The organism is Cryobacterium sp. TMT2-10 (assembly GCF_004403075.1).
Classification (GTDB): Bacteria; Actinomycetota; Actinomycetes; order Actinomycetales; family Microbacteriaceae; genus Cryobacterium; species Cryobacterium shii.
Genome location: NZ_SOGW01000029.1, coordinates 1 through 14,510 on the forward strand (window position 1 = coordinate 1; position 14,510 = coordinate 14,510).

Annotated in this window: 12 protein-coding genes; 8 read left to right on the top strand and 4 right to left on the bottom strand. The window is 69.5% G+C overall.

The window, feature by feature from the left end:
• Positions 1 to 191 precede the first annotated feature (191 nt).
• Together E3T37_RS03100 and E3T37_RS03105 are read left to right on the top strand one after the other, a co-directional pair.
• A complete protein-coding gene (locus E3T37_RS03100) occupies positions 192 to 1,631 on the top strand; it encodes an NAD(P)/FAD-dependent oxidoreductase (RefSeq protein WP_134365380.1) in 1,440 nt (479 codons plus the stop codon).
• 394 nt (positions 1,632 to 2,025) lie between these two features.
• Entirely contained in the window at positions 2,026 to 2,289 is a 264-nt protein-coding gene (locus E3T37_RS03105; protein ID WP_134365381.1) for a hypothetical protein, read from the top strand.
• A gap of 18 nt (positions 2,290 to 2,307) precedes the next feature.
• Here E3T37_RS03105 and E3T37_RS03110 read toward each other — a convergent pair whose 3' ends face one another.
• From E3T37_RS03110 to E3T37_RS03120, 3 genes are all read right to left on the bottom strand, one after another.
• Positions 2,308 to 3,108, bottom strand: coding sequence for a Pr6Pr family membrane protein (locus E3T37_RS03110; RefSeq protein ID WP_134365382.1), 801 nt, complete (start codon positions 3,106 to 3,108; stop codon positions 2,308 to 2,310).
• A 150-nt stretch (positions 3,109 to 3,258) separates the two neighbouring features.
• Positions 3,259 to 3,528, bottom strand: a complete 270-nt coding sequence (locus E3T37_RS03115; RefSeq protein WP_134365383.1) for an acylphosphatase — start codon at positions 3,526 to 3,528, stop codon at positions 3,259 to 3,261.
• A gap of 26 nt (positions 3,529 to 3,554) precedes the next feature.
• Positions 3,555 to 4,577: a LacI family DNA-binding transcriptional regulator gene (locus E3T37_RS03120; protein WP_134365384.1), complete on the bottom strand. Its 1,023-nt coding sequence runs from the start codon at positions 4,575 to 4,577 to the stop codon at positions 3,555 to 3,557.
• A gap of 192 nt (positions 4,578 to 4,769) precedes the next feature.
• Here E3T37_RS03120 and E3T37_RS03125 point away from each other — a divergent pair, with 192 nt between their 5' ends.
• From E3T37_RS03125 to E3T37_RS03150, 6 genes are all read left to right on the top strand, one after another.
• A complete protein-coding gene (locus E3T37_RS03125) occupies positions 4,770 to 6,806 on the top strand; it encodes a beta-galactosidase (protein ID WP_134365385.1) in 2,037 nt (678 codons plus the stop codon).
• A complete protein-coding gene (locus E3T37_RS03130; RefSeq protein ID WP_134365386.1) occupies positions 6,803 to 7,768 on the top strand; it encodes a carbohydrate ABC transporter permease in 966 nt (321 codons plus the stop codon). Before E3T37_RS03125 ends, E3T37_RS03130 begins: the two co-directional genes overlap by 4 nt.
• Positions 7,769 to 7,881: 113 nt before the next feature.
• Entirely contained in the window at positions 7,882 to 8,688 is an 807-nt protein-coding gene (locus E3T37_RS03135) for a carbohydrate ABC transporter permease (protein WP_134365389.1), read from the top strand.
• Between the two features lie 54 nt (positions 8,689 to 8,742).
• Positions 8,743 to 10,065, top strand: a complete 1,323-nt coding sequence (locus E3T37_RS03140; RefSeq protein ID WP_134365387.1) for an ABC transporter substrate-binding protein — start codon at positions 8,743 to 8,745, stop codon at positions 10,063 to 10,065.
• A gap of 12 nt (positions 10,066 to 10,077) precedes the next feature.
• Positions 10,078 to 12,402: an alpha-galactosidase gene (locus E3T37_RS03145; RefSeq protein ID WP_134365388.1), complete on the top strand. Its 2,325-nt coding sequence runs from the start codon at positions 10,078 to 10,080 to the stop codon at positions 12,400 to 12,402.
• Positions 12,403 to 12,756: 354 nt separating this feature from the next.
• Positions 12,757 to 13,959, top strand: a complete 1,203-nt coding sequence (locus tag E3T37_RS03150) for a CaiB/BaiF CoA-transferase family protein (RefSeq protein ID WP_241978575.1) — start codon at positions 12,757 to 12,759, stop codon at positions 13,957 to 13,959.
• A 130-nt stretch (positions 13,960 to 14,089) separates the two neighbouring features.
• Here the strand turns inward: E3T37_RS03150 and E3T37_RS17110 are convergent.
• The coding region (locus E3T37_RS17110; RefSeq protein ID WP_198415948.1) for a helix-turn-helix domain-containing protein at positions 14,090 to 14,510 on the bottom strand (421 nt) is incomplete at its 5' end.

Consider the following 14,510-nt stretch of genomic DNA (forward strand, 5'->3'; position numbering starts at 1 on the left):
CACCCATCCGACCCCGCCCGCCATCCGCCCGCCATCCGCACCCATCCGACCCCGCCCGCCGCCCGCCCACCTCCGCGCCCTACCGCCCCGGCCCCCGCGCCTGAGGTAGTTTGGACGTACTGCCCGACCAGCTCGGAAAGGAGAGCGTCAGCGCCGACAGCGGCGTGCCATTCCCCTGACGCGGACACGCCATGAAACGTCGTACCTTTCTGATCGGCTCGGTCTCGGGACTGAGCCTGGTCGCCCTCACCGCGTGCGTTCCGCCGAGCCCCCGGCCCACGGCATCCGTGAGCCCGTCGCCCACGCCGACCCCCTCGCTGGTGCCTAAACCGGAGAACGTGCGCCGCACCTCCTGGTCGGCCGACCCGTTCGCGCGCGGCTCCTTCAGCTTTCCCGCCGTCGGCGCCACCCCCGAGCAGCGTGAGGCGCTCGCGACCCCGGTCGACGGCCGCCTGTTCCTCGCCGGCGAGGCCACCTCGATCGACGCGCCCGGCACCGTGCAGGGCGCCCGGGCCTCTGGCATGCGGGCCGCCCGAGACGTGCAGGCAGTCGCCACGGCCGGGGAGCGGATCGCCGTGATCGGCGCCGGAATCGCCGGGCTGACCGCGGCGCGAGCACTCAAGGACGCCGGCTTCGACGTCGTCGTGGTCGAAGCGCGCGACCGGATCGGCGGCCGCATCGACACCGTCACCGACAAGAAGTGGCCGTTCCCGATCGAACTCGGCGCATCCGTCGTGCGCGCCAGCGGCACCACCACCCTCGACGAAGAACTCATCGGCCTCGGCGTCATCACGGCCCCCTTCTCCCGCACCTCCGAGACGCGCACCTCCGACGGCCTCGTCGTGCCCGTGCCCGACACCGGCGCCCAAGCCGTGAACGCGGCCCTCGCCTGGGCCGCCGACCAGCCCGCAGACGTGTCCGTGGCCCGGGCCCTCGCCGATTCGGGCGCGTCCAAGCTGTCGACGACGGATGCCGACACCGGCGTTTCCGACGCCGACTGGCTGGACTACGAGATCACCACCGTGCTCGCCCTGAACTCCGGGGCCGCCGTCGACGACCAGTCCGGCTGGTACACCCCGGCAGCGCCCGGCCTCGACGAGGACCGCCTCGTTCTCGGCGGCTTCAACGGTCTCTTCGACGCTCTCCTGGAGGGTATCGACCTGCTCGGCTCGAGCGTGGTCACCAGGATCGCCTACGGCGAGAGCGGCGCCAGTCTGCGCCTCGGCAACGGCGAATCGCTGGGCGCCGACCGCGTCATCGTCACGGTGCCGCTGGGCGTGCTGAAGACCAAGGTGATGGAGTTCGACCCGCCGCTGCCGTTCGCGCACCGCGGCGCCATCGCCGCGCTCGGCATGGGCACCCTCGACAAGATCTGGCTGCAGTTCGCCGAGCCGTTCTGGGACACGGACGCCCCGCTCTGGACCACGGTCGGCGGCGACGATGACTTCCGGGTCTGGATCAACATGGTGCCCTTCACCGGCGAACCGGTCCTGGTCGGGCTGGTCGCCGCGGAAACCGCGTTGCGCCTGGCGGAGGTCGGAGACGACGAATTCCTGGCCGCGGCGCTGGCCAGCCTGGTGCCCTTCGTCTCCCCGATGGACACCGCGACACCCACCCCAGCGCCGAAATAAAACAGTCGGATTCGCCGGACGCGAAACCCCGGGCCGCACCGTGAAACCGCGAAACGCGTGTCAAAAAAACTTTAGAATCGCCGCAGTCAACCCCGCGCGATTCCGGGTTTCGTGGTGTACACTCCTGCCAACGTCCAGTCGGTGAAGAATGGCCCTTTCGAGGGCCGGTTTCATGCAGGTACGGTCCGTGGTGGTGACCTCCGCCCCGGTGCCGGCTCAGAGGTCCAGTCGTTACCCCGACTGGCGTTGCCGACGGATTCCGTTCGGGGGAGTAACCCCGGTTCGTCAACCGGCCCGTTTCGTACCGTCGACCATCCAGTGCGGTCGCCACTGAGATGCCCCGCTCGCCCGCGACTGCATCACATCTGTTCTACCGCATGATTGCTGTGTTCCCATGGATACCCTGCTGGATCTCGAATCCGTCATTCTTCTCGACTTTGACTCCGACCTGCCTTGCGAAGGCACCCACCACATCCGAGGCCTGAGCGGCCATTCGCCCACCGCTCCCGGCGCGTACATGGTGATTTCGCCCTGCTGCGGGCCCAAGGTGGTGCAGTGCTCGCCCCGGGTACTCGCCATGCAGGCATCCGGAGTGCTCTACTGTGGCGCATGCCGCATCGAGCATATGACCAGCGAATACACCTTCATCCCGCTGTAACCGCTCGCCGCTCGCATCTCAGCGCTGCTGTGACCCCGACTCCGGCCGGGGGCGGTGCCAGGGCTGGGAGGGCAGCCGGGAGGTGGCGATCAGGATCGCCGCGATCCCGGTGAACAGCAGCACGGCGATCAGGCAGTAGACCACGGTTTCCAACGGACCACTGACCTGCACCGGGTCGAGGAAAAAGTAGGGGTACCAGCCCACCATCGACCCGCGCACGAGGGTGAACACGCCCCAGATGCTGGGCAGCACGAGCACCCAGGCCAGGAGTTTCCACGGCAGGCGGGCCTTGCCGGCATCCGTCAACCAGTCGACGAGGGCGATCGTCGGAATCCAGAAGTGCAGCAGCTGGCTCGACCAGGGCACCTCGATTGTGTAGTCGCGCGAGGATGACTGGATGACGATGGTCAGGAATACGATGCCGGACACCATGATGTAGGTGGTCACCAGCAGCCGGAACCAGTCGAGCCAGGCCGGGTCGGTCGCATGGCGGAATGCGACCAGGGCTCCGGCCACGAACGCGACGACCGCGGCCATGGCGCTCTGCACGGTGAAGTAGCTGAAATAGTTGTACACCGCGAAGGTCGCGAAGCCGAGCACGTAATCGAAATACCCCAGCAGCGCGACGACGCCGGTCGCCGCGAGCAGCAGGCGGCCGATGCCGAACGCCCGGCGCAACGGCAGCAGGGCGACCGTGCGAGGCAGCGCGGCACGGCTGGGGGCCGCCGGCAGGGCGCGTTGGGCCGACGTTCTCGGCGCCGTGGGGGGTTGGCGCGCCGCCCGTTCCGTCCGAGCGGGGTCGGATGCTCGCGCGCACATGCTTCCACGCTACGCCAGCATCGGGAGCGGCCGCTGAATCCGCAGCGCGGGCCGGTCAGCGCGGCCGGTCAAAGCGCCCGTCAATCGGCGCCGGTCAGCAGGCGCCGGTCAGCAGGCGCCGGTCAGCAGGTGCCGGTCAATAGGCGCCGGTCAATAGGCGATGTGGAATCCGTTCTCGCCGCGCGGCGCCAGGTCGGTCACCTGCATCGACTCGACCACCGCGGAGGGCGGCCCGTGCGCCAGCCAGGCGAGTAACTCCGAAACGGATGCCGCGTCGCCCTCCGCGTCGACCTCCACCGAGCCGTCCATCCGGTTGCGCACGAACCCGGACAGGCCCAGCCGGCGCGCCTCCGACTGGGTGTAATACCGGAATCCGACGGCCTGCACCATCCCGCGCACGAGAGCCTGTTTGCGAACCATGCTTCCAGTGTGCCCCCGACCGGCGATCAGGCCGAGTTGCGCCAGACGATGGGGGTATCCAGCAGGATGCCGCCGACCGGCTGGGCCTCGCCCCGCAGCTGGCCGAGCACGCACTCGGCCGCCGCCGCGCCGAGGCCGAAGGCCGGCTGGTGCACGGTGGATAAGTGCGGTTGGGTGCGGAGCGCCCAGGAGCTGTCGTCGAAGCCGACGATGCCGACGTCGCCGGGCGCGCTGCGCCCCGCGTCGCGGAGCGCCTCGAGCGCCCCGGCCGCGACGGCGTCGGAGGCCGCAAAAACGCCGTCGATGCCGGGGTCGCGCTCCAGCAGCGCGCGCATGCCGTCGGCTCCGTCGGAGTAGGTGTAGAGCGGAACCCGCGCGACGAGCGCCGGGTCGAAGCGCGGGCCCAGGGCATCCGTGAAGCCCGCCAGCCGGTCGGCTCCCGAGTCTCGATCGAGGGCCGCCGCGATCATGCCGATGCGTTTGCGGCCGGTGGCCATCAGCCGCTCGGTGATGGCGCGCGCCGAAGCGCGGTTGTCGATACCCACGAAGGGGAGCTGGCGGAGGTCCGGCGGATGCCCGACGAACGCGGCCGGCAGCGCGAGGCGTTGCACCACCCGGATCATCGGGTCTTCGTGGCGGGCGGAGACGATGATCACGCCGTCGACGAATCCGCCGCTCAGGTAGCGGGCGACGCGGTCGGTGTCGCGCTGGGAATCGATCACGAGGCTGACCATCTGATAGTCGGCGCGGGAGAGCACGGTATTGGCGCCGAGCAGGATGCCGCCGATGTTGGGGTCGTCCAGGAAGAGCGAGTGCGGTTCGTGCACGATGAATCCCACGGCCTGGGAGCGCTGCATGACCAGGCTGCGGGCGGCGTTGTTCGGCACATAGCCGACCTTCTCGATCGCCGCCTCGATCGCGGTGCGGGCCTCGGCCGAGACGTACGGCTCGTCGTTGATCACCCGGCTCACCGTGCCGCGGGACACGCCGGCTTCCACGGCGACATCGTGGATTGTCGCGCGTCGGCGCCGAGACGGAATTGTCACCATTCGATAACTGTAACGCGCGCCGAGGAACCCGACGCTTGACACGGCGGCCAGGGAGTTCGTACTCTGTGTACGTTCACAGAAAACCCAACGGCGCGTTTTTGCTCCCTACTCTGTGCACGTTCACAGAGTCAATCAACACAGCCAGTCAATCAACACAGCCAGCAGAGCTGGCACAGCACAGCAGGGAGCACCATGAACTCGCGAGCAGCCACGTCGACCGGATCGGCCTCGGCCACCCCGTTCGTTCACGAGGGCGTCGCCTACGGCTGCGACTACAACCCGGAGCAGTGGGGGCCCGAGGTCTGGGCCGAAGACGTCGTGCTGATGCGCGAGGCCGGCGTCGACCTGGTCGCGATCAACATCTTCGGCTGGTCGCAGGTCGAGCCGCGGCCGGGGGAGTACGATTTCGACCGGCTCGACACGATCATCGAACTGCTGCACGCCAACGGCATCCGGGTCAACCTCGGCACCGGCACCTCGTCGCCGCCGCCGTGGCTGAGCACCCTGCATCCCGAGATCCTCCCGGTCGTGGAGGACGGCACCACCCGCTACCCCGGCGGGCGCCAGGCCTGGTGCCCGAGCTCCCCGATCTTCCGCGAGCACGCGCTGGCACTGGTAGAGAAGGTCGCCGAGCGCTACGGCCGCCACCCGGCGGTCGCCCTCTGGCACGTGTCCAACGAGCTGGGCTGCCACAACGCGCTCTGCTACTGCGACGACACCGCCGCCGCGTTCCGGCTCTGGCTGCAGGCGCGCTACGGCACGATCGAGGCCTTGAACTCCGCCTGGGGCACCTCGTTCTGGAGCCAGCGCTACGGCCGGTGGGCCGAGATCCTCACCCCGCGGCTCACCCTCTCCAGCCGCAACCCCGGCCAGGTGCTGGATTTCCACCGGTTCAGTTCCGCCGAACTGCTCGACTACTACCGCCGCGAGACCGCCGTGCTGCGCCGCCACTCCGACGTCGCCGTGACCACCAACTTCATGGTCACCTCCCACATCCGCAACCTCGATTACTGGACCTGGGCCCCCGAGGTCGACATCGTCGCCAACGACCACTACCTCGACCACCGCCTCGCCGACCCGGCCACAGAGCTGGCGTTCGCCGCCGACCTCACCCGCGGACTCGCCGGCGGGCAGCCGTGGCTCCTGATGGAGCAGGCGGCCGGCGCCGTCAACTGGCAGCCGCACAACCTGGCCAAGGCCCCCGGCGAGATGACCCGCAACTCCCTGGCCCACGTCGCCCGCGGGGCCGACGGCATCTGCTTCTTCCAATGGCGGGCCTCGCTGCAGGGTTCGGAGAAATTCCACTCCGCGCTGGTGCCCCACGCGGGCACCGACACCGCGCTCTGGCGCGAGGTCGTCGCCCTGGGGGAAACCCTCGACCGGCTGGGCGAGATCACCGGGAGCACGGTCGTGGCGGATGCCGCACTCCTCTTCAGTTGGGAAGCCTGGTGGGCCGGCGACGGCGAATCCCGCCCGTCCCAGTCGGTGCGCTACCTCGAGCAGGTGCACGCCGCCTACGCCGCCCTGCACCGGCTCGGCGTCACGGTCGACATCGTGGCCCCCGGCACCGACCTCTCCGGGTACCGCCTCGTCGTCGCCCCGGCCCTGTACCTGGTCTCGGACGCCGAGGCGGATAACCTCACCGCCTACGTCGCGGCCGGCGGCCACGCCCTGGTCACCTTCTTCAGCGGCATCGTCGACGAAGACGACCGGGTGCGCCCGGGCGGCTACCCCGGCGCCTTCCGCGGTCTGCTCGGCGTCACGGTCGAGGAATTCTCCCCGCTGCTGCCCGGCCACGTGGTCGGCCTCGACTCCGGCGCATCCGCGAGCCTCTGGACTGAGCGACTGCGCAGCACCGGCGCCGAGGTGATCGCCCGCTACCGGGGCGGGCCGCTTCCGGGCACCCCGGCCATCACCCGCAACCGGCACGGCGCCGGCGACGCCTGGTACGTCGCCACCGCGCTGGAGGCCGGCGCCCTGACCGACCTGCTGCGCACGATCTGCCAGCAGGCCCGCGTCACCGCGGTCGGCCCCGAAAGCCCCGGAACCATCGAGGTCGTGCGCCGCGCCGGCGCCGCCGCGACCTATCTTTTCATCATCAACCACGGCGAGGACGACATCGACCTGCCGGCCTCCGGCCGTGAACTCGTCACCGGCGAACCCGTCAACCGTATTGTTCGAGTTCCGGCCGGTGCCGTTCGCGTGATCAGAGAGGACCCCGCATCATGAGCGCACCCGTCGTTCCACTCACGGATGCCCCGGGCAGCGTCGCCCGCCAGAAGAGGTCACGGGCCGCCAAAGCCCCGGCCTCCAAACAACCCAGGCAGCCCGTGCCGCACCTCGGCGCGATTCTCGCCTTCGTGCTCCCGTTCGGCACCCTGTTCGCCCTGTTCTACCTGGTCCCGATCGGCTACGCGATCTACCAGTCGCTGCTCGTGATCGAGCGCGAGGGCACCTTCGGCAAGGCCACCGAGGTCTTCGGCGGGCTCACCCAGTACATCCTGGTGTTCCAGAACGGGCCGTTCTGGACATCCATCGGCCGGGTGCTCACCTTCGGCGTCGTGCAGGTGCCGATCATGCTGGGCCTTGCGCTGCTGTTCGCCCTGCTGCTGGACTCACCGCTCGTGCGCGGCAAGAAATTCTTCCGGCTGGCCTTCTTCGTGCCCTACGCGGTGCCGGGCGTCATCGCGGCGATCATGTGGGGCTACCTCTACTCGCCCAACCTGTCGCCGTTCAGCGCCGTCACCGAGAACATCAACTTCCTCTCGGCCGACCTCGTTCTCTGGGCCATCGCTAACGTCGTCACCTGGGTCTTCGTGGGTTACAACATGCTGATCATCTACTCGGCCCTGCTGGCGATCCCGACCGAGCTCTACGAGGCCGCCCGGCTCGACGGGGCCGGCCAGGTGCGCATCGCCTGGTCGGTGAAGATCCCGCTGATCATGCCGGCCATCATCCTGACCGCGATCTTCTCGATCATCGGCACCCTGCAACTGCTCGCCGAACCGCAGGTCTTCCGCAGCTTCAGCTCCGCCGTGACCAGCACGTTCACCCCGAACCTCACGGTCTACTCCACCTCGTCGATCCCGAACTTCAACCTCGCCGCCGCCTTCTCTGTGGTGCTGGCCCTGGCCACGTTCATCCTCTCGTTCACGTTCCTGAAGTTCACGCAGCGGAAGGAAGCCCAGTGAGCACCTCGATCAGCACCGTCACCACCCCCGCGCGACGAAAACGCGGCAGCCGCACGCCCCAGGGCGTGGCCCCCAAAGCCCAGCGCGAGAGCCCGTTCGCCCGGGTCAGCGCCATGATCGTGATGGGCGTCTTCACGCTCTACTTCCTGGTGCCGATCTGGTGGCTGCTGGTGGCGGCCACCAAGGACCGGTCCCAGTTCAACACCACGAACCCGCTCTGGTTCGCCGACTTCTCCCTGTTCACGAACATCGGCAACCTGATCGCCTACCGCGACGGCGTCTACCTCAAATGGATGCTCAACAGCGCCCTGTACGCCGGCCTCGGCGCCGCCATCGGCACCATCATCGCCGGCATGTGCGGCTACGCCCTCGCCAAGTACAACTTCCCGGGTCGCGAACTCATTTTCAACGTCGTGCTCGGCGGGGTGCTGGTGCCCGCCACCGCGCTCGCGCTGCCCCTGTTCCTGATCTTCAGCCAGATCAGCCTCACCAACACGTTCTGGTCGGTGTTCCTGCCCAGCCTGGTCAGCCCGTTCGGGGTCTACCTGGCCCGCATCTACGCGTCGGCCAGCGTGCCGGACGAACTGATCGAGGCGGCGCGCCTCGACGGGGCCGGCGAGGTGCGCACCTTCTTCACCGTCTCGGTGCGCATGATGGTGCCCGCCCTGATCACCGTCTTCCTCTTCCAGTTCGTCGCCATCTGGAACAACTTCTTCCTGCCGCTGATCATGCTGCGCGACGAAACCCTGTTCTCGGTCACGCTCGGCCTCTACGCCTGGAACTCCCAGGTGAACCAGATTCCGGTGCTGCGCGACTACGTGCTGATCGGGGCCCTGCTCTCGATCATCCCGCTGATCATCATCTTCCTGCTGCTCCAGCGCTTCTGGCAGAACGGGCTCAGTGCCGGTTCGGTGAAGTAGCCGGTCCCTCTCTTTACCTCCCCTCCCCACCCCTCCCAAGAGAAAAGAAGAACAATGCGAATCAAGAAGAGAGCAGCCGCTGTCGCCTTGCTCACCGCCGCAACGGTCGCCCTGACCGGCTGCGCGGCGGGGTCCACGACCTCGGCCGGCGCCGACTGCGCCCCCGCCACGGGCAAGGTCGACCTCACCTTCACCACCTGGATCCCCGGCATGGAAGACGTGGCCAAGGTATGGAATGAAAAGAACCCCGACGTTCAGGTGAAAGTGCAGACCGGCCCGAACGGCAACGGCGGCACGTACCAGAACTTCTTCAACCAGCTCAAGGCCGGCAACGCGCCCGACCTCGGCCAGATCGAATACGACGCACTGCCGAACTTCCGGGTGCAGGACGGCCTGACCGACCTCGCCGCCTGCAAGGGTGTGCTCGAGGCGAAGAGCGACTTCGTCGACTGGACCTGGGGCCAGGTCAACTTCGGCGAGGACAAGTCCGTCTACGCGATCCCGCAGGACGCGGGCCCCATGGCCATGTTCTACCGCGCCGACCTGTTCGAGGCGAACAACATTGCGATCCCCACCACCTGGGACGAGTTCGCGGTCGCAGCCGAGAAGGTGCGCGCCACCGGCGGGTACATCACCAACTTCTCGCAGAGCGACATCAACCAGTTCGCCGGTTTCGTCTGGCAGGCCGGCGGAAGCTGGTTCAAGAACGACGGTGAGAACTGGACGGTCGACCTGACCAGCCCCGAATCCGTCAAGGTCGCCGCCTACTGGCAGGACCTGATCGACCGCGACCTCGTCTCCACCAACCCGCCGTGGACCGACGAGTGGAACAACGCCTACAACTCCGGTTCGGACTGGACCTGGAACTCCGCGGCCTGGGGTGCGAACTCCATCGCCAGCGGCGCTCCGGACACCGCCGGCAAGTGGTCCGTCGCCCTGTCCCCGCAGTGGGCTGCAGGTGACAAGGCCGCCGGCAACTGGGGTGGCTCGTCCACCGCGGTCTTCAAGGGCTCGAAGCACCCCTATGAGGCGGCCCAGTTCGCGCTGTGGCTGAACACCTCCGACGAGGCGCTCACGATGCTGAACAAGTCGGCCAACCTGTACCCGGCCGCCAAGTCCGGCCTCGAGCTGCCCGCCCTCAAGGCAGGCGTCGAGTTCTACGGCAACCAGCCCATCTACGACGTGTTCTCCGAGGCATCCGACCAGGTCTCACCCGACTTCATTTGGGGCCCGACCATGACGCAGGTCTATAACGACACCTCCGACGGTTTCAAGGGTGCCGTCACCGGCAGCGGGACTCTGACGGATGCTCTCACGAGCGCCCAGAAGAGCACGATCAGCGCCCTCGAAGCGCAGTCGATCCCGGTCAACAAGTAGCGTTAGGCCTCAGTGTCGTCGATTCCCTACCTCCGTGCCGCGGGCACCAGCCTTGTGCTGGACGCCCGCGGCACGGGTGTGCCCGTGATCGTGCACTGGGGCGCCGATCTGGGCGACCTCTCCGGTGAGATGCTCGCGGTGCTCGCCGACGCATCCGTTCCGGCGATTCCGCCGAGCTCGATCGACCTGCCCCTGCGGCTGACTCTGCTGCCGACCGTCTCGGACGGCTGGAGCGGGCGCCCCGGGATCAGCGGATTCCGGTTCAGCGAGGGTGGCGGGGGTGGCTTGCGCGGCGGGGGCGGCGCGGCCGCCGCTGACCTCGACCTGCGCCTGGCCGGCGTGGGGCCCGTTTCGGTGCGGTCGGGTGACGCCGTCTCGCCCGGCACCCAGGCGCTTGCGATCTCGCTGACGGATGCCGCGGCCGAGCTGGCCGTACGTACCGACCTCGAACTCTCGGTCGAGGGCGTGCTGCGACTGCGCCACACGCTCACCAACACGGCGGCCACCGCTCCGTTCGAACTGGGGTCCCTCGACGTCATCCTGCCCGTTCCGGGCCGGGCGAGGGAGATCCTCGATTTCACCGGGTTGTGGACGCACGAACGCCGGCCGCAGCGCGCCCTGCTCGGCCAGGGCGTCTGGAGCCGCGAGTCCCGGCACGGGCGGCCCGGCCACGACGACCCCTACCTGAGCGTGGCCGGCACCCCCGGGTTTGGCTTCCGCACCGGCGAGACGTGGGCCACCCACCTGGCTTGGAGCGGGGACAAACGCGTCTGGGCCGAGAACAGCCCGCTGGGTTACTCGGTGCTCGGCAGCGGCGAACTTCTCGCGCCCGGCGACGTGCGGGTCGCGCCCGGCGCGAGCCACACGACCCCGTGGACCGTGGCCGTGTACTCGGCGGCCGGACTCGACGGGCTGTCGGCTCGGCTGCATCCGTGGATCCGGTCCTGGTCGACCCTCTCCGGGGCCGCGTCCGGGCCGCGCCCGGTCGTGCTGAACACCTGGGAGGCCGTGTACTTCGACCATGACCTGCCCACCCTGACCCGGCTGGCTGACGCCGCGGCCGCGGTCGGCGTGGAACGGTTCGTGCTCGATGACGGCTGGTTCACCGGCCGCACCGACGACCGGCGTGCCCTCGGCGACTGGTTCGTCGACCCGGTCGCCTGGCCAGACGGGTTGCATCCGCTGGTCGATCACGTGCGTGCGGCCGGCATGGATTTCGGGCTGTGGATCGAACCCGAGATGATCAGCCTCGACTCCGACGTCGCCCGGGCGCACCCGGACTGGGTGCTCGGGCCGGCTGGGTCTCGGGGGTCGGCCGGGCCTCGGTCGTCGCTGCCGTCATCGGCGCTGACCTGGCGCTTCCAGCGGGTGCTCGACCTCAGCAACCCGGATGCCGCAGCCTGGGTATTCGACCGGCTCGCGGCCCTGCTCGCCGAGTACCCGATCGCATATCTGAAATGGGACCACAACCGCGACCTGCTGGCCGGGTCGGCGCACCGGCAGACCGCCGCGCTGTACCGGCTGCTGGACCGGGTGAGGGCGGCGCATCCGGGTGTCGAGATCGAGTCCTGCGCGTCGGGGGGAGCCCGCATCGACCTCGGTATCCTCGAGCGCGTGGACCGGGTCTGGACCAGCGACACCAACGACCCGTTGGAGCGGCAGCAGATCCAGCGCTACACGAGTGTGCTCGTGCCGCCCGAATACCTCGGCGGTCACCTGGGCGCCGCTACCGCGCACACCACCGGGCGCACCTCGGAGCTCAGCTTCCGACTGGCCACGGCGCTCTTCGGCAGCGCCGGCATCGAGTGGGACCTGACCCGCGCGATCGAGTCCGAGCGTGCGCAGATCGCCGACTGGATCACCCGGTACAAGCAACTCCGCGGGCTGCTGCACACCGGAACGATCGTGCGGGCCGACCCGAGCGACCCGGCCCTGGAGCTGCACGGGGTCGTCTCGCCCGACCGGGCTGCGGCCGTCTTTGCGTATGTGGCGCTGGCTGCCCCGCGCTCCGCCCTGCCCGAGCGGTTACGGTTTCCGGGACTCGCGCCCGAGCTCACCTACCGGGTCGAGCCGCTCACGATCGGTGCGCCCCCGCGCGTGATCCAGGATGCGCCGCCGGCCTGGCTGGCGGGTGGGGGCTCGTTCGGTGCCGCTGGTGCTGGTGCTGCCGCTGGTGCTGCCGCTGGTGCTGGTGCTGGTGCAGGTGCAGGTGCAGGTGCTGGTGGTGGTGGTGGTGCTGTGACCCTGACCGGGGGAGTGCTGGCGCAGGTCGGGCTGCCCGCGCCGCTGCTCGCGCCCGAGCAGGCCGCGGTGTACACGGTGACCGCAGTCGAGTAGCCCCGCAGCTGAGAGGCGGCTCGGCCGCGGGCGGTCGCCGAGTTCGCCTGTTCCGGTCGAGTTCGCCACGCGTGCGGGACGATCTCGACCGGATGTGGCGATCGCGGCGCGAGCGGCGGGGTGGCGAGGGCCGCGGATGCGCGCGTCCCCGATGCCCGCGTCCCCGGAGCCTGCCGCGCGGCATCCGTGCACCGGATGTCCCCGCGACCGGGCATACCTATCTAAGCTGTGGATGATCCGTCCAATGAAACGGCTCTGACGCGCCACTAGATTCAGGGAAACCACCGGCACCGCGCCGCCCGAACAACCACCGGCACCAGAACCGGAACCACCCCGCAAGCGAACGGAGCATCCGTGCCCAGTCAGGTCGATGACAGCCAGCGTGCACTCTCGAGGCCGCTCGACGGGATCCTGGTCGCGGACTTCTCCCGGGTGCTGGCGGGTCCGCTCGCCACGGTGACGCTGGCCGACCTCGGTGCCCGGGTGATCAAGGTCGAGCGGCCCGGCAGGGGCGACGACACGCGCAGCTGGGGTCCGCCCTTCTCCGCGACGGGGGCCACCTACTTCGAGAGCGTCAACCGCAACAAGGAATCCCTCTGCCTCGACCTCACCGACGAGGCTGACCTCGCCGTCGCCCGGGCGCTCGCGCTGAAGGCCGACGTGCTGGTCGAGAACTTCAAGCCCGGGGGGATGGACCGACTCGGCCTCGGCTACGAGAGCCTCAAGGCGGAGAACCCCGGCCTCGTCTACGCCTCGATCACCGGGTTCGGCAGCGCCGGAGGGGCCGACCTGCTCGGCTACGACTTCATGGTGCAGGCTCTGGGCGGGCTGATGAGCGTCACCGGGGATGAGACTGGTCCGATGAAGGTGGGCGTCGCCCTCGTCGACGTGCTCACCGCGAAGGACACGACCATCGGCGTCCTCGCGGCCCTGAACGCCCGCGCGGCCTCCGGCCTGGGCGCGCGGCTGGAAGTGAATCTGCTGTCGAGCCTGCAAGGGGCGCTCGCGAATCAGGCGCAGGCGTACCTCGGCGCGGGGGTGGTGCCCGGCCGGATGGGCAACCGGCATCCGTCGATCGTGCCCTACCAGCTTCTCGCCTGCGCGGACGGGCCGCTGGCCGTGGCCTGCGGCAACGACGGCCAGTTCGCCAAGCTCGCCCGGGTGCTGGGCGACGAGGGGCTCGCCACCGACCCGCGATTCTCGACCAACTCGGCCCGCGTGCACAACCGCGAGGAACTCGTCCGCCTCCTCGAAGCGCGCCTCGCCGAGGCCCCGGCGCTGTCCTGGCAGGACCTGCTCACCGACGCCGGCGTACCGGCCGGGCAGGTGGCCACCATCGCCGAGGGCATCGAGCTCGCCGAGTCGCTGGGGCTGGAACCCACGATCGAGGTGCAGGATGCCTCCGGCGCCACCGTGGGCCGCCAGATCCGCCACCCCGTCAGCTGGACGCCCCCGCTGGCGCCGCGCACGAGCGCGCCGCCCGCCCTCGGCGAGCACAGCGACACGATCCGCGACTGGCTCACCGGCAGCAAGGGTTTCGCCGGCGCCCAGCGCTAGGCCGTCTCCACGATCCCCAGACCGCGTCCCAGCCACACCGGCCCCGAACGAATTCGACGGAGATTTTGCCCGCATCGGCCCCAAACACGACGAAACCCTGTTTTTACAGCAGCATCTCCGTCGAATTGGTTCACGACGGGGACGGGGACGGGTGCGCGGTGACGCCCCGCATCGCCAGCCACAGGTTGGCCGCAACATCGGGATCGTCGAGGTCCTCGCCGATCAGGCGGGAGGCGATCTCGATCCGGTGCCGGAGCGAGTTGCGGTGCAGCTGCAGGTCCCGGGCTGTGGTCTCCCACTGGCCGCGGTGGCGCAGGTAACACCGCACGGTCTCCACGAGGTCCGCCCGGGCGTACCCCCGGAGCGCCTCGACCCAGGCCTCGGCCCGCGGATCGAGCACGTTCTGCACCGGCACCAGTTGCCCGGGCGAGGCCCGCCGGCACGCCCGGCCCACCTCCAGCACGCTGCCGGAGACCTGGCCCAGCAGCACCGGCCCGCTCACCGCGGCCGCGAACCGGCCGGCACCGGCGCCCGCCAGCGACCCCGGCCCC

Excerpts from the sequence above, each read along its gene's own strand:
- E3T37_RS03100 (WP_134365380.1), top strand. The coding sequence starts at position 192 with ATGAAACGTCGTACCTTTCTGATCGGCTCGGTCTCGGGACTGAGCCTG.
- E3T37_RS03105 (WP_134365381.1), top strand. The coding sequence starts at position 2,026 with ATGGATACCCTGCTGGATCTCGAATCCGTCATTCTTCTCGACTTTGAC.
- E3T37_RS03110 (WP_134365382.1), bottom strand. The coding sequence starts at position 3,108 with ATGTGCGCGCGAGCATCCGACCCCGCTCGGACGGAACGGGCGGCGCGC.
- E3T37_RS03115 (WP_134365383.1), bottom strand. The coding sequence starts at position 3,528 with ATGGTTCGCAAACAGGCTCTCGTGCGCGGGATGGTGCAGGCCGTCGGA.
- E3T37_RS03120 (WP_134365384.1), bottom strand. The coding sequence starts at position 4,577 with ATGGTGACAATTCCGTCTCGGCGCCGACGCGCGACAATCCACGATGTC.
- E3T37_RS03125 (WP_134365385.1), top strand. The coding sequence starts at position 4,770 with ATGAACTCGCGAGCAGCCACGTCGACCGGATCGGCCTCGGCCACCCCG.
- E3T37_RS03130 (WP_134365386.1), top strand. The coding sequence starts at position 6,803 with ATGAGCGCACCCGTCGTTCCACTCACGGATGCCCCGGGCAGCGTCGCC.
- E3T37_RS03135 (WP_134365389.1), top strand. The coding sequence starts at position 7,882 with ATGATCGTGATGGGCGTCTTCACGCTCTACTTCCTGGTGCCGATCTGG.
- E3T37_RS03140 (WP_134365387.1), top strand. The coding sequence starts at position 8,743 with ATGCGAATCAAGAAGAGAGCAGCCGCTGTCGCCTTGCTCACCGCCGCA.